Source organism: Salinicola rhizosphaerae (assembly GCF_014652715.1).
Taxonomy (GTDB): Bacteria; Pseudomonadota; Gammaproteobacteria; order Pseudomonadales; family Halomonadaceae; genus Salinicola; species Salinicola rhizosphaerae.
On the sequence record NZ_BMZI01000004.1, the window covers coordinates 21,999 to 41,783 of the forward strand.

A 19,785-nucleotide genomic window follows, 5' to 3' on the forward strand; every position below is an offset into this window, starting at 1 on the left:
AACTCCAGATACACCTTTGTGTTGATATAATGCGCCTGGAGTTATAGTATTTTTCTCCATGACGGCAACAGGAGCAGGAGGTGAAAAGCAGAGACCTGATCAAGGAGCTGGAGGCCGATGGCTGGATACTGGACCGCATCAGAGGTAGCCACCACGTCTTCAAGCATCCGACGAAACCGGGCTCCGTGCCGATGCCTCATCCCAAGAAGGATATGAAAATCGGTACGGTCAACGCCATCAGGAAACAGGCCGGGCTCAAGTAGGCCTGCAAGCTGCGACTCATCTTCGAGGAGAAACGAACATGCAATATCCGATCGCTATCGAGTGGGGCGACGATCAACATGCCACCGGTATTGTTTTCCCCGATATTCCCGGCGCCGTTACCGCAGGGGATAGCGTAGAGCAAGCCTATGAGCTGGCGGTAGAAGTTGCTCACATCCAGCTCGAGGAAATGGTCAGCGCGGGCCAATCGATTCCCATGCCGGGTAACATCGAACAGCACCGCAAAAACCCCGAATTCGAGGGTTGGGGATGGGGGCTCGTCGAGATCGATGTGACGCCCTACCTCGGGAAGACTGAAAAGGTCAACGTCACCCTGCCCGGCTCTCTCGTGCGGCGGATCGACGATTACGTCACGCTTCACGGGGTAAAAAGCCGCTCCGCTTTCCTGACCACTGCCGCGTTGCATGAATTGGACAACAGAGCCCGCTGAAGCAGCACCGTTTCCTCCCCATACCCTTGCCAGGAGTCCCATTGACCGTGCCCACCCTAGCCGCTATCCACCGCTATCCGATCAAGTCCACCGCCGGCGAGTCGCTGGAGCGCGCTCGCGTCGAGGAGGAGGGGTTGGAGTTCGACCGCCGTTTCATGGCGGTGAAACCCGATGGCACCTTCCTGACCGCGCGTACGCACCCGCAGCTGGAGCGAATCCAGGCCCGTTTCGACGGCAGCCGGCTGGCACTGGCGCACGATCACTTCGACCCGCTGGCGCTGCCAGTTGATGCGTTTGCGGGCGTGCCCTTCGAGACGGAAGTCTGGGGCGATCGCTTCGGCGCGACGACGACGCATGACGCGCTCGATAGCTGGATCAGTGAGGTGGCCGGCGAGCCGGCCCGGCTGCTCTGGGTGGGCGAGACCTCGGCGCGCTATCGGGAGAGCATCGGGGTGCGAGTCTCGTTCGCCGACGGTTATCCGCTGCTGCTGATCTCCGAGGCTTCGCTGGCCGATCTCAACGCACGTACCGACGGTACGCACATCATGGCACAGTTTCGCCCCAACCTCGTGGTCTCCGGCACGCAAGCCTTCGCGGAGGATAGCTGGGAGCGTATTCGTATTGGCGATGTGGTCTTTCGTGTCGACGCGCCGTGCTCACGCTGCGCGATGGTGACTGTCGACCCCGCCACCGGCGAACGCCGACGTGACAAGGAGCCGCTGAAGACGCTGGCGGGCTACCGACGCGGGGAGAAGGGCAAGGTCTATTTTGGACAGAACCTGATCGCCGAGAATCGTGGCGATATCCGCTGTGGTGATACTGTCGAAATCCTGAAATGATCCATGGAAAGTGAACGCTTCATGAACCTTGGCGTCGAACGCGTGTCATCTTGAAAACCTGTCAGGAACGCGCCTCGTCATTCATCTCTCTGCAAGCTAGTGGCGCTTTATGTAACATTAGTTTTTCTTGAATATAAGATGTTATACATCGCGCCCCGTGCCACATGAAAGCCCCTGTCATGCAGGGTTCATGTTGGTGGTCTGACTCTTCGGTAATGCCGCTTTTTCCGTAATAACGTCGCTTTTTTTGATAAACCTATCAACGTCGATGACGTTTCGGGCCCACCTCTGTCACTTTTCTACCAGTCTCTTTGCGCCGGGCTGGCACAGTCGCTCACCTCTCATTACAAAATTTGTTGCCCGCAAAGGCTCTTTTTCTTGTCGCCGTAGGCCATCGCCTTTACGACTTAAGGCGAACCCCGAGCGGAGCGCTCTGTGGTGTGTTGCTCGTGCCGGGCCATCGTCGAAAGCCGACGGCTGAATCGAGGACGTGGCCATGGACGCTTTGCTGACAAATGATGAGAAAAGGAGCGCTGATCATGAAATTCTTCGACCGCCTGCTACTCGAGAACCGAGCCTGGGCCGCCGGCATGAAAACTGCCGATCCCGAGATCTTCGAGCGTCTGCATGAGGGGCAGGCCCCTTCGGCTCTATGGATCGGCTGCTGCGACAGTCGAGTGCCGGCCGAGCAGATCTGCAATGCCAAGCCGGGCGAGCTGTTCATCCATCGCAACATCGCCAATCTCGTTCACGAGGATGACCCCAACGCCGCCAGCGTGCTCGAGTACGCGATCCAGGCCTTGAAGGTGGACCACATCATCGTCTGTGGACATCGTGGGTGCGGTGGTATCCAGGCCGCGGTCACCGGTGGCGATGCCCTGGCGGCGCTGCCCAACGTCGACCGTCACCTCGACCAGGTCAAACAGCTGGTAGCCGAGCGGGGCGCAGAGCTCGAGCGCTTTACCCGACTGGGCGACAAGGTCGATCACATCGTCGAGCTCAACGTGATCGCGCAGGTCGAGCGACTGGCCGGCATGCCGGTGGTGCAGGAGAGCTGGGAAGCGCGTCGGGCACCGACCCTGCACGGCTGGGTCTATGACCTCGCGACCGGCGAGCTGGATGACGTCTATCGCCAGGACCCGGGTGGCGAGGCCGGTGAGTGGGCCGAAAGCGGTTGGCGGCGGCGTCTGGCGGGCTGAAACCCGTCAGGGAAACACTGCATAAATGTCTGCGCGCGCGAATCGCTGCGTTACGTGGTACTCGAACACTCGCCTAACCCCATGTTATGTCTCGTGTTCTGTGCTCCATGCGCCTTGCGCTTCATGTCGCTCGTCGATTTATTCAGTGCTTCCTTGGATGCGGTCGTGACACCGATTTCAAGCGACTCATGGATTCGAGGATACAACGATGACGAATTATCCTTCTCAGGCGACCACCGCCAAGACTTCGGCACCGCCGCGGAGCAGCGAAACGCTCTCCCTGCGCTACCTGACACGCGACGTTCCGGCCGGCATCGTCGTCTTCCTGATCGCCATCTCGCTCTGCCTGGGGGTGGCGATCGCTTCCGGCGCGCCGCCGATCTCCGGGTTGATGGCCGGCATGGTCGGCGGCCTGGTGGTGACGATGTTCAGCGGCTCGGCGCTGTCGGTGAGCGGTCCGACGGCGTCGCTCACCGTCATCGTGCTCTCGGCGATCGAACAGCTCGGGGGATTCGCTGGCTTGCTCACAGCGGTGATGCTGGCCGGGGTGATCCAGATCGTGATGGGGTTTCTCAAGCTCGGCCGCATCGGCGCCTTTCTACCTTCGTCGGTCATCAAGGGCATGATGGCGGGGATCGGCCTGATCCTGATTCTCGGCCAGCTGCCGATGGCGCTGGGTCACACGCTGGAAAACATGCCGAAGGTCACCGATCCCGTAGCGCTGTTCAGTGACGTGGCGCCGCTCTCCGTAGGTATCGCGGTGTTCAGTCTGGCGCTGCTGATCGTGTGGGAACGGCCGATGATTCAGCGCCTGCGCGGACTGTCACTGGTGCCCGGGGCGCTGCTGGCGGTGCTGGCGAGTATCGCGATCGATCTCGTGGTCAGTGGTGCGATGCCATCGCTGGCGCTGGGCGCGGCGCATCATCTGCAGTTCGGCGATATCGCCGGGCCGGGCGATCTGGCGGCGATGATGACGTTCCCGGATCTCGGCGTACTGACCAACCCGGCGGTCTACAGCGTTGCCTTTACCATCGCCATCATCGCCAGCCTCGAGATGCTCTTGAGTCTGGAGGCGATCGACAAGCTCGATCCGCTCAAGCGGCGTTCGCCGCCGCACCGCGAGCTCAAGGCCCAAGGCATCGGCAACATGGTCTGCGGGCTGATCGGGGCGCTGCCGGTCACCGCGGTGATCGTGCGCAGCTCGGCCAACGCCAGCGCCGGCGGGCGGACGCGCGTGGCGAGCATGGTTCATGGCGCGCTGCTGCTGGTCAGCGTGGCGTTCCTGTCGATGTGGCTGGAGATGATTCCGCTGGCGACGCTGGCCGCGATTCTGCTGCACACCGGGTACAAACTGACCAAGCCGGCACTGTTCATGGCTCAGTACCGCGAGGGTATGCGTCGCTTCGTGCCCTTCACCGTGACCGTGGTGACGATTCTCGCGACAGACCTGCTCGTCGGCGTGCTGGTCGGGCTGGTCTGCAGTCTCTACTTCCTGCTCAAGTCGGGCTATCGGTCGGCGATTGCCTGCACCCGTCGCGGCGACCATACGCTGCTCCGGTTCCAGCAGGACGTCTCGTTTCTCAATCGGGAAGAGATGCGTCAGTGCCTGGACGGCGTGCCGAACGGCGGCGAGCTGATCATCGATGCCACGGGCGCCAACTTCATCGACCCCGACATCCGCGAGGATATCCGCGGCTTCATCGCCAATGCGCCGAAGCGCGGGATCGTCGTCGAGCTGCGTGACGTCGACGGTACCTACGGCACCTTTGGTCACGACCCGCAAGCGGGACATGGGGAAGCGCGGGAGCGTCACTCAGGCGCCGTGCCTCAGGCTGCTTAAGGACTGGTGTCCGCCGTCGCCCCTGCAGCGGGCGGCGGCGACGTCTACGTCAACGCCTTGCGCAGATAGACCCGCTCGAGACCGCGCTCCGTGGCGCGATGCATTTCGAGATAGCCGTAGCGGCGGTAGATCTCGCGATTCTCGTGCATCTTGACCTGGGTGTAGAGCGTGATGGCATCGAGTCCGAGCGCACGGGCGCGTCGCTCGGCGAGCTGCATCAGCCGCCGGCCGATCCCGCGGCCCTGAAAAGCGGGGGCGACGGCCACGTTGTCCAGCAGCATCGAATCCGCCTGAGGTTTGAGTACCAGTAGTCCTGCCAGCCGGTCACCGGGGTCATGCCCGGCTTCGCTGCGCTCGACCAGCAGCGTGATGTTACCGGCCTCGATGGCGCGGGCGTAGTTGCCCTCCGCGATATCGAGAATCGGCCCGGGCGTGGTGCCGATGCGTTCGATGTAGTGGCGGTAGGCGGCGTCGACCAGGGCTTCGATCGCGCAGCGATCCTCAGGGATGGCAGGACGTTCCAGAATCATTGATGCCGGCTCCTCGGAGCTTCATGCGTCGGGCTCGAAGCGGCTATCCACCTCGTCGGCACCGAGTTGAGTTATCGTCCTTGGCGTACCGTTCTCGTTCAACTGCACGTGGCCGACACCGGCGCGGTTCCACAATCGCTCGCCGCGGGAGCGGCGCACCGGGCAAAACGGCTCGACCAGCATTCGGCGGCGCTTGGTCAACCAGTTGAGCGGCGACCACGGCGCGTAGAGCCAGCGGTTGAGGCGATCGAACCAGTCCAGCAGCGAATCCGGAAAGGTGTTTTTTAGGCCGCTGCTGGTGATCTGCCACATCCGGGGGCCGGCCACCTGCGCGAGCGAATCGCTGTGTTGCGCGGTGCTCGAATTCTCGCCTAACCCCAAGTTATGTCTCCAATTCTGCGCGCCGCGCGCCTTGCGCTTCATCTCACTCGGTTGGCCGGCTAAAACGTCAAATGATCGCTGGCGAATCGTGATGGCGTAGACGAACGAGTAGTGCACGTCGCCGGAGAGAATGACGTAGCGCTGCGGCGTGCGGCTGTGACGCAGGATGTTGAGCATCGTATGGGCGGCACCGGGATGTGCCATCCAGTTCTCGGCATCGACCATCAGCGGTTTGCCGAACCAGGTGAAGACGCGCTGGATGCCCTCGATCAGCTTGACGCCGAAGACCGGCGCGGGAGAGACGATGATCACCGATGGCTCGCCGAGCAGTTCCTGCTGAAACTCGCTCAGCGCTTCCCAGTCCATCAGCCCGGACGGGCGGTGGCGCTCGCTGCGCCAGCGTCGGGTGCGGGTGTCGAGCACCACGAGCTTCGGTGTGGCGTCGACCACGTAGCCCCAGCCGTTGAATCTCAAAAGCTCGGTGACGAGTGCGTTGTGCGCCGCGCGGTCGAGCCGTCCCGCATCGACCGTTTCGAGCCAGCGCCGGGTTGCCTCGAGCGGCCCGACCACTGCGTCGGGGTCGTTGCCCCAGCCCTGACAGAGCAAGTAAGCGATCAGGGCATTGCCGACGATACGTCGCGAGAAAGGATGTTCGTAGACGGCGGCTTCCCAGGCAGCGGTCAGGTTCCAGTCATCGGTCACGTCGTGATCGTCGAAGATCATCAGCGTAGGCAGGTGCGCCAGCACGCGCGCGACCTGTGGCAGGCCGTCGACGAAGCCCGCGAGCGCCTTCTGCTCCCTGGCGTAGCGTTCGCGCTCGGTCTCGTCGAGTGCCGGCGGCTCGACCGCGATGACCTGCCAGGGCGTCGGCGACCAGACCAGCAGATACATCGCGATCACTTCGGCGAAGGTGATCAGATGGTTTTCGGCGCTGGCGGTGGTGAAGATCGGCTTGCGTGCGCCGCCGAAGAACTTCTCCCGCAATGCCTCGGTGGATTCGATCGCCGGCAGCAGGTCGTCGCGATGGTAGTAAGTCTCGTTGCGGGCGTAGAGCGTCTCGCCGCTGTCGATATCGGTGCCCTCGAGAGATTCATCGAAGAGCCCGAGGCGTGCGATCAGGGCATGGATAGCGCCGAGCATGGGGCCGGCGACATCGTCGGCATAGATCTGATCGCCGGTGAGCAGCAGTGCCGCCGGACGCTGATCAGGGCGTGTGTGGCGCTCGCCGAGCCAACGATCGGCGCGAGCCAGGCCGTCGGCGCTTTCGTGATGCGGCTTGCGGCAGGAGCCGTGGAGCAGATCGTCGTAACGGGAGCGCAGCACGATATCTGGCAGCGGGGCGTCGCCGTAGCCGCAGTCGGGAAACCACTCGGTCATCGAGCGCCACCCGCTAGCGGCCGGATCGTCGTCGCGCCGATAGGAGAGATCGTAGGAAATGCGCTCATCCTCGGCCAACGGCGCTGCCAGGCGCAGATCGATCAGCTGCAGCCAGGCGTGGGCGCCGAGCCGTAGCTGCGTGGTCGCCTCGTCGAGCTCGTGCGTGGCTGGCGTTTCCGTCGTTCCCGACGGCGTGAGCGTGAGACGCAGCGACAGCGGGCATGACGTCACCAGCCACAGGACGAGCTGATGCGGACGGGTGCGACGCACGATGGGGCCGGCCAGGATGGCGGGCAGTTGCGACGGCGTCGAAGTTCCTGTGGCAGCATCAACGGAAGACGATCGAGAAGCGGGCGGCTCGGGAGAAGGCGATGCGGTCATGTAGTCGTCGCAGACGGCGGCTGAGGCCGGATCGAGTGAAGCGCTGTCGCGCATGTCGAGGATTCAGCATACGTCAGCCCGCGGCGACCGGCCACGCAGTTGTCGATTTTGCATCCCCGCGACGGTTGCCGGCGTTCCCCGTCCCACTTGCCATCTGGGTCTGTTTCGCGCCCTCAGCACCGGCGCTTGAGCGAGCGCTCGACCATGTCGAGACCGGGTCGATAGTCGCCGCGAACTGCCGCCAGCGCGTGGTGAAGGGCACGCTCGGCGACGCGGTCGTGATCCTGTGGCAGCGAGTTCACCTTGCAGGGCAGGAAATCGAGCAGTCGGTCATCACCGAAGGTGGCCAGCTTGAGTGCCGTTGGCGGCGTGGCCGAGGCCAGCAGCGGATCGAGCAGGCCATCCATCAGCGTGTAGGAGGCGGTAACGATGGCGTCAGGACGTCTGCCTCGGCGTATCAGATCGCGCATCAGGTCGCGTCCGCTATCGCGGTCGTAGCGCACGCCGCTCATGCACTCGTGGTGGCAGTGCGGCCTTTCCTCAATGGCGTCGAGAAATCCACGCCGGCGCTCGACGCTGATCGAGAGATCCGGCACGGCGTCGAACCAGACCACGTCGTTGACGTCGTCCGTCAGCACCGAGCGCGTCAGCATTTCGCCGGCGGCGCGGCCGTTGGTGACCACGTTGATGAATCGCTCCGGGTCGAGTGGCCGGTCGATGGCGACGATCGGTAGGCCCTGCTGCTGAAGATTGGGGTAGAAGTCGTCTCCGGACGACATGCTGCTTGCCACCAGCAGGGCATCGCAGCGCTGCGCGTGTAGCGACTGCGCGACCTCGCGCTCGCTCGCCGGATCGTCGTCGGACCCGGCGATCAACAGCTGGTAGCCGGCGCGCCTCGCGCCACGCTCGAGTCGTTTGGCCAGACGCGCGTAGCTCCCGTTTTCCAGATCCGGCACGATCAGGCCGAGCGTGCGGCTGTCACCGCCACGTAGCGCCGCCGCCTGAGCATCGATGCGATAGTCATGGGCGCGCGCTATGGCCAGCACCCGCTCGACCGTGGCCTCGCTGATGCGCTTTTGCTTGGCCTGACCGTTGAGCACATAGCTCGCGGTGGTGCGCGATACGCCGGCGAGCCGGGCGACGTCGGCAAGCTTCATGAAGGGCTCCCCAGAATACGGTAATGAACGAGGCTCGCGCTGGAGCGATAGCCACGATACCCGCTGGTTGGCGGCTAGCCGAGAAAATTCACGCCAGCGGCGATCTCGATGGTTGGGGCGGGCGCGGCAAGACGCTTGCACGAAGGTCTAGCTTGTCAGCGTCGCGGTGAACCGGGAGACTGACGTTCGACAAGGTGACACGATTCAGCGCATCAGACCATGAGGCCAAGGTCGAAGACCGCGCGGCGATCGACACCCACGGCAATGGCAGGGAGAGAAAGCATGTTGACCCTTCAGTCACGAGACGTGGCGCTCGGGTGCCAGGCGACGAGCTGGCAGGACGCACTGGACCAGGCCGCGGCTGCCCTGCACGAGGGCGGTCTGGTCGAACCCGGCTACCGCGATGCCCTGCACGCGCGCGAAGCGCAGGGCTCGACGTTTCTGGGCAGCGCTATCGCCATCCCCCACGGTACGCCGGCGCATCGCGAGCAGATTCAGCGGACGGGCGTCAGGCTGCTGCAGTTTCCCGCGGGGGTCGAATGGCACGATGGCAATCGGGTTCATCTGCTGGTAGCGATCGCGGCCTCCAGCGACGAACATCTCGATGTGCTGCGCCAACTGACGCATGTCCTCGATGATGAGGATGTCGCGGAACGCGTCGCCACGGCCGAGAGCGCCGAGGCGATGATTGCCCTGCTGTCCAAGCCGAAGGTCAAGGCGCGGCTGGATGCCGATACGCTCTGTCTGAGATTTCCGGCGCGGGACCGTTTCGAGCTGGCGCTTGCGGCGGCGGCGCGTCTGCGTCAGGCCGACTGCGTCGATTCGGCGTTCGTCGCCGCGATCACGACACAGGAGCCGGTCGAGCTCGGTCACGGATTGTGGCTGGTCAGCGCCGCCGCCGGCGTGCGTCAGCCGGCGCTATCGTTGGCGACACCCGAGCGCGCCTTCACCGGGCCGCGCGGGGCGGTCAACGGGGTTTTCTGCGTGGCCGCGCAGGGTGAGGCGCATTTCGAGCTGCTGACGCGACTGGCGACCCTGCTCGATGACGAGCGGGTCGAGACGCTGGCGGACGCCGGTGCCGATGACATTCTCGCGCGCCTGTCTGGCGAGTCGAGTCACGCCGAGACGGCAAGGGTGACGCTACTCAATGCGCATGGGCTGCACGCGCGCCCGGCCAAGCTATTGGTCCAGGCCGCGCGCGAGCAGTCGGTGGCGATTCTCGTTCGACTGCAGGAGGGCGCCGCCGAGACGGTTTCAGCCGCCAGTCTGACGAAGGTGATCGGACTCGGTGCGCGACGCGGACAGACGCTGATCTTCACGGCCGAGGGCGAAGGCGCCACGCCCGCACTGGCGGCGATGGTGGCAGCGGTCGAGAGCGGTCTCGGCGAATCCGTGCGACCGTTCGACGAGGGAAGCGGAGTAGCTCGTGGACAGACGCTGGCACGTCAGTCACGCGTGACCGAGTCCGCGCCGCCACTCGATGACGATAGTGCGCTGACGGCCACAGCTGCCTCTCCAGGGCTTGCGATTGCGCCGGTCTTCGTCATGCGGGCACCGAGCTTCGACTATCCCGAGCGTGCCCGTGACTTGCCTTCGGCACGTCAGGGCGATGCCGCGCGGCAGCGTGAGCGGCTGATCGAGGCGCGCGATGAGGCAAGAGTGCAGCTGAATACGCTGATCGGGCGTGCCAAGGGTGGCGATGTCGCCGAAATTCTCTCCATGCATGCCGAAATGCTCGATGATCCCGAACTGCACGAGGCGGCCTTCGAGGGCATGCGCGAGGGCTGGAGCGCGGAGGCGGCGTGGTGGAACGCGATCGATACCGCCGCGCGAGCGCAGGAGGTACTCGCGGATCGTCTGCTGGCGGAGCGCGCGGCCGACCTTCGCGATGTGGGCCGGCGCGTGCTCGGCGTGCTCTGTGGCGCGAAGATGCCAACGCCGCCGGCGGGCCCCTATATTCTCGTGACCGACGATATCGGCCCCTCCGACGTGGCCCGGCTCGACACCGAGCAGGTCCGTGGCCTGCTGACCGCCCGTGGCGGCGCCACGTCGCACAGTGCGATTCTGGCGCGGGCACTGGGCATTCCGGCCGTTGTCGGTGCGGGAGAACGCGTACTCGCGCTGGCCAACGACGATCAGATCATTCTGGATGGCGATCTAGGGCGCATCATCGTTCGCCCGAGCCGTGAACGTCGCGACCGCGCCGAGCTGCGCCTGAAAGAGCTCGAGCAGCTCCGGCGCGAGGCGTACGGACTGCGATTCGAGGAGGGGCGAACCGGTGATGGCCAGCGCATCGAGGTCGCCGCCAATCTCGGCAACACGGCCCACGCCGCAGATGCGGTCGAGAATGGCGCCGAAGGCGTCGGTCTTCTGCGTACCGAATTTCTGTTCATGGCACATCCCGATGTACCGGATCTTCAGACCCAGGTCGCCGAGTATTCTCGCGCGTTCGAGGCGCTCGATGGACGCCCGCTGGTGGCGCGTACGCTGGACGTAGGCGGTGACAAGCCGCTGCCTTACTGGCCCGTGCCGGCGGAAGACAACCCCTTTCTCGGTCTGCGCGGCATTCGGTTGGCGCTGACTCGGCCCGAGGTGCTCGAGACCCAGCTGCGGGCGCTACTCATCGCGGCCGGTGCGCGGCCGCTGCGCATCATGTTTCCGATGGTCAAGGATATCGACGAGTATCGACAGGCCCGCGCCATCGTCGACCGTCTGCAGGCGGAGATCGGTGCCGGCGACGTTCAGGTCGGGGTGATGATCGAGATTCCCTCGGCGGCGCTGCTGGCGCCGAGCCTGGCCGCCGAGGTCGACTTCTTTTCCATCGGCACCAACGACCTGACCCAGTACACGCTGGCGATCGATCGTGGTCACGCTGAACTCTCGTCGCAGGCCGATGGGCTGCACCCGGCGGTGCTGCGGCTTATCCAGATGACCGTCGAGGCAGCCCATGCCCACGGCAGGTGGGTCGGCATCTGTGGCGAGCTCGGTTCCGATCCGGCGGCGATTCCGGTGCTGGTCGGTCTGGGCGTCGATGAACTGTCGGTATCGGTGCGTCAGGTGCCGATGGTCAAGGCACACCTGCGCGGCATCACGCAAGAAACGGCAAAGCGTCACGCCACGACGGCGCTGTCGCAGCCGACCAGTCAGGCGGTGCGCGATGCGCTGGAGGCCCTCTGATGGCGCATGTCGTCGTGGTGACGCTCAATCCGGCGCTGGATCTTTCGATTCGGCTGTCGCGTCTCGAGCCGGGCGCCGTCAATCGCACGCTCTCGACGCAGCTCGAGGCGGCGGGCAAGGGGCTCAACGTCGCGCGAGTGCTGGTCGCGCTGGGGCATCAGGTGACGCTGTCGGGGTTTCTCGGCGCCGACAATGATGGCGCCTTCGTCGACGCCTGTCGGCGAACGGGTATCGACGATGCCAGCCTGCGCCTGCCGGGCGAGACGCGGATCAACGCCAAGCTCGCCGAAGCCGACGGTCGAGTGACCGATATCAACGGGCCGGGGCTCGAGGTCCCGCCGTCGGCGCTGAAGGAGCTGACCGCGTCGCTGCTGGCGCGGGTCGCGGATGAGTCGCCAGATGCCTTGGTGGTGACCGGCAGTCTGCCACCGGGCGTCACGCCAGCCGCGTTCGGCGATCTGCTGCGCGCGCTTGGGGCGGCCGCCGTACCGCTTTGGGTCGATACCAGCGGCCCGGCGCTTCTCGAGGCGTTGAACGTGCCGCCCACCGGCGCCAAACCCAATGAGCACGAGCTGGCCGAGTGGGCCGGCGATCAACTCGACGATGCCGATGCGCGGCTCGCGGCGGCGCGGCGATTGCACGCGGCGGGAGTCGAGGAGGCGCTGCTGTCGCTCGGTGGCGATGGCGTCATCTGGGTCAGCCGCCGCGGCATTTTCCAAGCGAGGCCGCCGTCGGTCGCCGTCGTCAGCACCGTCGGCGCCGGCGATACACTGCTGGCGGCGATGCTTCACGGCGTGCTCGGTGATCACGCGCCGACCGAAGCGCTGCGCTTCGCGACTGCGCTGGGCGCCGAGGCGGTGCGACACCTGGGCGTCGGAGACCCGCATGCCGAGGACTTTTCAGCCCTTTATCAACAAACGATCGTGAGCGAGCTCGACGCCTGCGCTCGCGTCGGAGGGAACGCATGAACGTCATTTTCATTACCGCCTGCCCGAGCGGCATGGCGACGACCTTTCTGGCAGCGCGGCGTCTCGAACAGGCAGCGGCGCGGCTGGGCTGGCAGTACCACACCGAGATGCACGGAGAGCTGGAGCCGATCACGCCGGTAACGGCAGAGGCGATCGCGGCGACGGATCTGATCGTCGTTGCCGCCGAGCGGCTGCCCGATGCGGGGCGCTTCGCCGGTAAGCGACTCTTTCACGCACCGGTGCATCAAGCGCTGCCCGACCCGGATGGCTTTCTCGCCCGAGCCGAACGCGAGGCGACGCCGTTCGAGGGGGAAACCGAGTCGACAGTCACAGCCCCGTCCGAGGCGGCACTGCCGTCGAAGAGCGCCGGTGCCAAGCGCATCGTCGCGGTCACCGCCTGCCCGACCGGTGTGGCCCACACCTTCATGGCGGCTGAGGCGCTGACGCAGGCCGGCAAGGCCATGGGCCACACCATTCATGTCGAGACGCAGGGCTCGGTGGGGGCGCAGAATCCGATCAGCGATGCGGATATCGCCAGTGCGGATGTCGTCGTGCTGGCGTGTGACATCGAGGTCGACGATACCCGGTTCGCCGGCAAACCGATCTACCGAACCGGCACCGGCACGGCGCTGAAACAGCCACAGAAGACGCTCGAACGGGCACTGGCCGAGGCGCAGGTCGAGTCGAGCGCGTCATCGCAGGCGCCGAGCCAGCGCGCCGCCGGCGGCAAGAGTCTCAAGGAGCGCGGTCTCTACAAGCACCTGCTGACCGGGGTCTCGTTCATGCTGCCGATGGTGGTGGCGGGCGGGCTATGCATCGCGCTGTCGTTCGTGTTCGGCATCAAGGCCTATGAGGACGAGGGCACGTTGGCGGCGGCGTTGATGCAGATCGGCGGCGGCACGGCATTCGCGCTGATGGTACCGGTGCTGGCGGGCTACATCGCCTACTCCATCGCGGATCGCCCGGGCATCGCGCCGGGGATGATCGGCGGCATGCTGGCGTCGACGCTTGGTGCCGGGTTCATCGGCGGCATTCTCGCCGGCTTTCTGGCCGGCTACTCGGCCAGGGCGGTGACGCGCTACGTCAAGCTGCCGGCGAGCGTCGAGTCGCTCAAGCCGATCTTGATCATTCCGCTACTGGCGAGCCTCTTCACCGGACTGGTGATGATCTATGTCGTCGGCACGCCGGTGGCGGCGATTCTCTCGGGGCTGACCGGCTTTCTCAACAGTATGGGGTCGACCAATGCGGTGCTGCTGGGCGTGCTGCTCGGCGCGATGATGTGTTTCGACATGGGGGGACCGGTCAACAAGGCGGCTTACACCTTTGGCGTCGGGCTGCTCTCGACCGAGACCTACATGCCGATGGCGGCGATCATGGCTGCCGGTATGGTGCCGGCGATCGGCATGGGGCTGGCGACCTTCCTCGGCCGCGGCAAGTTCTCGCAGCCGGAGCGGGAGGCGGGCAAGGCGTCGTTCGTGCTCGGTCTCTGTTTCATCAGCGAGGGTGCGATTCCGTTCGCGGCGAAGGACCCGCTCAGAGTCATTCCGCTGTCGATGATCGGCGGGGCGGTGACGGGGGCGCTGTCGATGTGGTTCGGCATCAAGCTGATGGCGCCGCACGGCGGGCTCTTCGTGCTGCTGATCCCCAATGCGGTCAATCTCGCGCTGCTCTATCTGGTGGCGATCGCCGCTGGCTCGATCATTACCGGCCTGGGCTACGCGTTGATCAAGCGCGGCGAGTCCAGCATGACCACGACGGCCATCTCAGCCGAGGCCGAGCGCGCGTCGTGATCCGCCCGTGTTCGCGCGGTTAGGGAGAGCGGCCTACGCTGCATGAGACGACCGAACATCGGACTGGGAAAGGTGGCATGCAAACGCTGTGGACGCAGGGGCAGATCTCCGTCGCCGTGGGCGATATCACCCGCTTCGAGGGAGATGCGATCGTCAACGCCGCCAACCGGACCCTGCTGGGTGGTGGTGGCGTCGACGGCGCCATCCATCGCGCCGCCGGACGTGACCTGCTGGCGGCGTGTCGCCATCTCCGGGAGAGCGAGTGGCCCGATGGCCTGCCGGTGGGGGAGGTCGCGCTGACGGCGGGCTTCGCGCTGCCGGCACGGCACGTCATCCATACAGTCGGGCCGGTCTATGCCAAATCGGAAGATCGCGCCGATCAGCTCGCGAGCTGCTACCGTAAGAGCCTCGAACTCGCTGGCGGGCATGGCTTCGAGCGTATCGCCTTCCCGGCGATCTCGACCGGCGTCTACGGTTACCCGCCGGCTGACGCCGCCCAGGTGGTCTGGCAAACGTTGACGGAGACACTGCCGGCGTGGCCGAAGCTCGAGGTCACGCTGGTCTTCTTCTCACGGACCGACGCCGATACCTTTCTGGGCGAGGTGCGACCCCTGCCTGAATGAGATGACGAGACCCTCGTAAGCCGACCCGCCACGATCTCGCTGCGCGGGTCGCTTTAACCTTCAGCCTTACCAGATCACGACGCGTTCATCTGGTGGTAGATAAAGGGCATCGCCAGGCTCGACATCGAAGGCGTCGTACCACGCATCCATGTTTCTCACGATGCCGTTGACGCGAAACTGTGACGGCGAATGCGGATCGCTCTGCACCCGGTTGATCATCGCTGCTTCGCGCATCAGGCGACGCCAGACCTGACCCCAGGCCAGGAAGAAACGCTGGTCGCCAGTGACGCCGTCGATGACCGGGGCGGGCCCGCCATCGAGCGAGCGGTGATAGGCCGCCAGGGCAATGTTGAGCCCGCCCAGATCGCCGATATTCTCGCCCATGGTCAACCGCGGGTTCAGCGGATAGCCCGGTACCGGTTCGTAACTGGTGTACTGGTTCCCCAGCCGTGCGGCCAGCGCGTCGAAGCGTTTGGCATCGATCGGGGTCCACCAGTCGGTCAGCAGGCCGGAACCGTCGGACTTGCGCCCCTGATCGTCGAAGCCGTGGCTCATCTCATGGCCGATGACCGCGCCGATACCGCCGTAGTTCACGGCCGGGTCCGCGTTCGGATCAAAAAACGGCGGCTGCAGGATCGCCGCGGGGAAGACGATTTCGTTGCGCGAGGGCGAGTAGTAGGCGTTGACCGTTTGCGGATTCATGAACCACTCGCCGCGATCCACGGGCCCGCCAAGTTTGGAAAGATCATCCTGCCAGTGCCAGTGTCTCGCTTCGCCGATGTCCGCGTAGAGATCGTCCGGCTCGATATTCATGCCTGCGTAGGTTTCCCACTCGTCGGGATAGGCGATCTTGGCGGTAAAGGCATCGAGTTTGTCGAGTGCGCGCCGACGAGTCTGGTCGGTCATCCAGCTAACCTGATTTTGCAGACGATCGCGATAGGCGTCTTCAAGATTGGCGACCAGTGTTTCCATCTGCTGCTTGGCACTCGGTGAAAAATGCAGCATCACGTAGAGTTTGCCCGCCGCTTTGCCCAACTGCGCGTTGATGAGGTCGACGCCGCGCTTCCAGCGTGCCTTCTGCTCTGGTTGGCCGGAGAGACGCTGCCCGTGAAAGGCGAAATGCGCCTTCGAAAAATCGCTCGAGAGATAACTCGCGTTGGCATCGAGCAGGCGGAAGCGCGTGTAGGCCTTGAGCGTCGACAGCGGCGTGTCGCGGTAAAGCTCGGCCAGCTCATGAATGGCGCTGTTCTCGGCGAGCACGAGCTTCTGCTGGTCGGCGAGGCCGCGAGCCGTGAGCCACGCCTGCCACGGAAAACCGGGCGCGTAATCATCCAACTGATCGGCACGAAGCGGATTGTAGGTGCGATCACGATCGCGCTGCTCCGCCGGGCTCCATTCCGCTCCGGCGGCGGCAGTCTCGAAGGCGAGCAGTCGTCGCGCGGTCCGCTGCGGCGCGGCGTCGCCCGCCAGGCTCAACAAGCGAGCGATGTAGTCAACGTAGGCAGCTCTCAGGTTCTGAAATCGTGGATCGTCGCCGAGATAGTAGTCACGTGTCGGTAGCACCAGCGGCATCTGCGAGAGATAGGCCACGTATTGATCCGGCGCGCCGACGTCGATGTCGATACCGGCCTGGGCGATGCCCGTCAGGCCGAGGCGACTGTCGGCGGTGAATCGGGCGAGCGCGGCCTTTGAGTCGACTGCCGCGAGTCGCGCGAGATCCGGCTCGAGCGGCTGTAACCCCTCGGCGTCGACGGCGGATTCATCCATCCAGGCGTGGTAGAGATCGCCCAGGCGCTGCTGCGGCGAGTCGGAGGGCGTGTTGGCACCGTCGAGCTGGACCAGAATCTCGTGAACCTGCTGTTCCGCCTGTTCGGCAAGCGCGGTGAACGCGCCGTAGTTGTCACGGTCCGGCGGGATCTCGTGCGTCGCCAGCCAATGACCGTTGACGTAATGGTAGAAATCGTCGCCGGGGTCGACGCTTGTGTCGCGGGCATCGAGATCGACGCCCCACGCGCCCATCTCGGCGGCACTAGCCTGAGGCGAGGCGGTGAGCAGGGCGCTAACGGTCGCAGCGGCGAGCCATGGCAGCGGGGTATGTGGAAGGAAACGGTACATGGATGCTCCTGACGTTTGAGTGGCGGCTTGAGGGATTGAGGCCGGCGGAGACGATGAGGCGTAAAAAAGCCGCTGCCAGGGGCAGCGGCAATCGATCGGTCAAGGAACGTCTACTGCTTAAAACGCATAGTTGAACCGGGCATAGATCGAACGGCCAAGTGCGTCGGCATAGCGCGCATCGTAACCGCTCTGGCCGACTTCAGGCTGGTTGGAGAAGGGCGGGTCGCGGTCGAACAGGTTCTTCACGCCGACGGTGATGCGAGGGCCAGCGGTGAAAGTGTAGGCACCGAGAACGTCCCAGGTGGTGTAGGAACCGACCTCTTTATGAGTTGAAGTGTCATAATCTTCATAACCGGTCATGTAATGATTGACTACACCTGCCCCCCAATGACCATTGGTCCAGTTTGCGGTCAGCTTGTGCTTCCAGCGGAAGATGACGCCAGATCCAGCGCGGTAATGCCCGACGTTATTGATGTATTCCCCGCCAGGTACCTGTTGATACTCATATTTATCGGTGTAGGTCCCCGTCATGCCAAAGGAGAAGAGTCCAAGCGTCGTGGGCAGCCGATAGTTGGCCGAGACATCGACACCATTGGTACGGGTTTTACCGATATTGGCATTATGAGTTTCAATGTAGTTAATAGTGCCATCGTCGTTTCGATTAATATAACTGTCATATTGGTCGGCATTATCGAGAACGTAAGAGGCAGGCAGGTAGCTGACTTCGTTTTCTATTTCTACCCACCAGAAATCCAAGCCGGCGGAGAAGTTGTCGAAGGGCTGAACGACCATCCCCAGTGTCCAGTTCTTGGCTTCTTCCGGCTCCAGATCTTCATTACCGCCATTTTCCGCGAGAAACTGCGTGCTACAGTCTCGAGAAGCAACACCTCCATTTGCCGGAGAACCGCCCGGACATAATACCGGATCGTTCAGGCCACCTTCAGAGTAAGTGAACTGATATGGATCATAGAGTTCGTAGAGTGTCGGAGCGCGGAATCCTTCGCTGTAGGAACCACGGAAAAGCAGTTGCCTAATTGGCTGATAACGGAACGAAATTTTCGGATTGGTGGTGTCGCCGACATCGCTGTAATCGTCGTAACGAACGGCGGCCGTGACCTCGAGCCCATCGATGATTGGTACGTTCAGTTCGCTGTAGACACCCTTGACATCACGATCTTCGCTTACGGCCGCATCGGGAGATAGGCCGCCGCTAGTTGCCCGAGAAGCAACATCGTAGTCGGCATCAAGCGAGAGTCTTTCGTGACGGTAGTCGCCACCGACGGCGATAGCAGAGGAGCCTGCGCCAAACCAGTCTCCGATTTCCCGACTGAGCTTGCCGTCCCAGGAGTAGACCTCGGCAACGGCGTTCTGCACTGTACCGTTGACCTCAGCCTCGCGCAGCGCCTGCTGGCCGGCTTCGGTGAGGGGATCGGTAGAGAACGGATCGATCGCGCCACTGTTGAAGGCGTCTTCCAGCACATCATCGTCTAGATAGCCATTGCGATAGATCAAGTCGGTTTTGCTCTGATTCCAGCTCACAGCACTGTCATAATTGAATCCCGAGAAGTCGCCATCGAAGTCCAAAACCAAGCGCTTCGCGTCATTTTTATTTTCAGTTACGCGAGGTCCGGCGGGAATTCCTCTCCATCTGACCGATACCGGCTGTGTAGGATCGAGTGCAGGGTCGTCCGGATAATAAAGGGTTCCTGGCTGAAGCTGCGGCGATGAGGAGGTGGGGGATGGCGCCGATTGGGCTAGCGAATTACTGTTCGCCCAAAGAAACGAGAGCGAAGCGGTGTGGTGTTCAGCAAGCTTAACGGCGGCTCTGGTATACAGAGACGTTTTTTCACTCTCCTGCACAACTTGTCCATAGCGCCCATAATCATAGGAGCAAGTGTCGGATCCGGTGTCTACCAGCCCTTCGCTATCGCATCCGCCATCGTTGGCCAAATTGCCACTGACACTTCCCTGATAATAGTTTCCGGGGTAAGCGAAAGATGAGGTTGAATTGATGCCGCTATTAGGGTCGTAAATCGTGCGAATATCGTCACGATCCGTGTAGTCGAGTGCATCCTGTTTGCGGTAGCTCAACGATCCCATAATGTTGAAGCCATCCTGTTCGAGGTCGCCGTTACCCCAGGTCGCGCTGATGTCCCCGCTGTCCCCTCCTCCGTCTTGAGTGGGTGCCTCGTAACCGAACTCGACGCCACCTCCGTTGAGGTTTTTCTTCGTAATAAAGTTGATCACGCCGCCAATGGCATCCGTCCCGTAAAGCGCCGAGGCGCCGTCACGCAGGACCTCGACTCTTTCGATGGCACCGAAGGGGATGGAATTTAGGTCAACGGCGCCACCGTCGAAAGCGTTATTGGCGAGACGTCGGCCATTCAAAAGCACTAGCGTCTTATCGGTGCCGATACCGCGAAGGTTGGCGAAGCTGGCACCGCCGGTGATCTGGGCGCCGGTACCCAATCCTGGGCCGTAGCTGGTGTCGTTAGAGGTCAGCTGTTGAACGATTTGCTCTGTGGATGTGATTCCTTGCTGCTTTAGCTCGTCGGCTTGAATGATCGTTACCGGTACCGCCGTTTCGGCATCCGTTCTGGCGATAGCGGAGCCGGTGACCTCGACGCGGCCGAGGTCCTGCGTCGGTACTGCGGCTGGCGCCGCTGCGGCGGCCGCAGGCGCTGCGGCAGCTGCCG

At 63.7% G+C, this 19,785-nt stretch carries 14 protein-coding genes; 9 read left to right on the forward strand and 5 right to left on the reverse strand.

The features are described 5' to 3' along the window. Window positions 1-80 precede the first annotated feature (80 nt). From IE125_RS08895 to IE125_RS08915, 5 genes are all read left to right on the forward strand, one after another. Window positions 81-263 (forward strand): type II toxin-antitoxin system HicA family toxin, encoded by a 183-nt coding sequence (locus tag IE125_RS08895; protein ID WP_189444322.1) that lies wholly within the window; start codon window positions 81-83, stop codon window positions 261-263. Window positions 264-301: 38 nt separating this feature from the next. Continuing rightward, complete coding sequence (locus tag IE125_RS08900) at window positions 302-712, forward strand: type II toxin-antitoxin system HicB family antitoxin (RefSeq protein ID WP_189444323.1); 411 nt, start codon at window positions 302-304, stop codon at window positions 710-712. Window positions 713-759: 47 nt separating this feature from the next. Continuing rightward, window positions 760-1,551 carry an MOSC domain-containing protein gene (locus IE125_RS08905; protein ID WP_189444774.1) on the forward strand — a complete coding sequence of 264 codons (792 nt, stop codon included), beginning with the start codon at window positions 760-762 and terminating at the stop codon, window positions 1,549-1,551. 539 nt (window positions 1,552-2,090) lie between these two features. Further along, on the forward strand, window positions 2,091-2,750 hold the full coding sequence (locus IE125_RS08910) for a carbonic anhydrase (protein WP_189444324.1): 660 nt from the start codon (window positions 2,091-2,093) through the stop codon (window positions 2,748-2,750). A 208-nt stretch (window positions 2,751-2,958) separates the two neighbouring features. Then, window positions 2,959-4,590, forward strand: coding sequence for a SulP family inorganic anion transporter (locus tag IE125_RS08915; RefSeq protein ID WP_189444325.1), 1,632 nt, complete (start codon window positions 2,959-2,961; stop codon window positions 4,588-4,590). Between the two features lie 44 nt (window positions 4,591-4,634). Here the strand turns inward: IE125_RS08915 and IE125_RS08920 are convergent, their stop codons facing one another. The 3 genes from IE125_RS08920 to cra form a co-directional block, all read right to left on the reverse strand. Then, window positions 4,635-5,120, reverse strand: a complete 486-nt coding sequence (locus tag IE125_RS08920) for a GNAT family N-acetyltransferase (RefSeq protein WP_189444326.1) — start codon at window positions 5,118-5,120, stop codon at window positions 4,635-4,637. A 21-nt stretch (window positions 5,121-5,141) separates the two neighbouring features. Then, window positions 5,142-7,259 (reverse strand): metallophosphoesterase family protein, encoded by a 2,118-nt coding sequence (locus tag IE125_RS19240; RefSeq protein ID WP_373297405.1) that lies wholly within the window; start codon window positions 7,257-7,259, stop codon window positions 5,142-5,144. A gap of 173 nt (window positions 7,260-7,432) precedes the next feature. Next, the gene (gene cra, locus IE125_RS08930; RefSeq protein ID WP_189444327.1) at window positions 7,433-8,416 is read right to left on the reverse strand and encodes a catabolite repressor/activator; all 984 of its coding nucleotides are present in this window, start codon (window positions 8,414-8,416) and stop codon (window positions 7,433-7,435) included. A gap of 282 nt (window positions 8,417-8,698) precedes the next feature. On the opposite strand from cra, the gene ptsP reads away from it, so the two are divergent. The 4 genes from ptsP (at window position 8,699) to IE125_RS08950 (ending at window position 14,974) form a co-directional block, all read left to right on the forward strand. Then, window positions 8,699-11,593 carry a phosphoenolpyruvate--protein phosphotransferase gene (gene ptsP / locus IE125_RS08935; RefSeq protein ID WP_189444328.1) on the forward strand — a complete coding sequence of 965 codons (2,895 nt, stop codon included), beginning with the start codon at window positions 8,699-8,701 and terminating at the stop codon, window positions 11,591-11,593. Further along, window positions 11,593-12,561 (forward strand): 1-phosphofructokinase, encoded by a 969-nt coding sequence (pfkB, locus tag IE125_RS08940; RefSeq protein WP_189444329.1) that lies wholly within the window; start codon window positions 11,593-11,595, stop codon window positions 12,559-12,561. Before ptsP ends, pfkB begins: the two co-directional genes overlap by 1 nt. Continuing rightward, on the forward strand, window positions 12,558-14,351 hold the full coding sequence (locus IE125_RS08945; RefSeq protein WP_189444330.1) for a PTS fructose-like transporter subunit IIB: 1,794 nt from the start codon (window positions 12,558-12,560) through the stop codon (window positions 14,349-14,351). The genes pfkB and IE125_RS08945 overlap by 4 nt, the downstream gene beginning before the upstream one ends. Window positions 14,352-14,428: 77 nt before the next feature. Further along, window positions 14,429-14,974 carry an O-acetyl-ADP-ribose deacetylase gene (locus IE125_RS08950; RefSeq protein ID WP_189444331.1) on the forward strand — a complete coding sequence of 182 codons (546 nt, stop codon included), beginning with the start codon at window positions 14,429-14,431 and terminating at the stop codon, window positions 14,972-14,974. Window positions 14,975-15,040: 66 nt separating this feature from the next. Here IE125_RS08950 and IE125_RS08955 read toward each other — a convergent pair whose 3' ends face one another. Together IE125_RS08955 and IE125_RS08960 are read right to left on the reverse strand one after the other, a co-directional pair. Continuing rightward, window positions 15,041-17,089 carry a M13 family metallopeptidase gene (locus IE125_RS08955; protein WP_189444332.1) on the reverse strand — a complete coding sequence of 683 codons (2,049 nt, stop codon included), beginning with the start codon at window positions 17,087-17,089 and terminating at the stop codon, window positions 15,041-15,043. Window positions 17,090-17,206: 117 nt separating this feature from the next. Next, window positions 17,207-19,785 (reverse strand): TonB-dependent receptor (locus tag IE125_RS08960; RefSeq protein WP_189444333.1); only part of this gene is annotated, 2,579 nt, incomplete at its 5' end.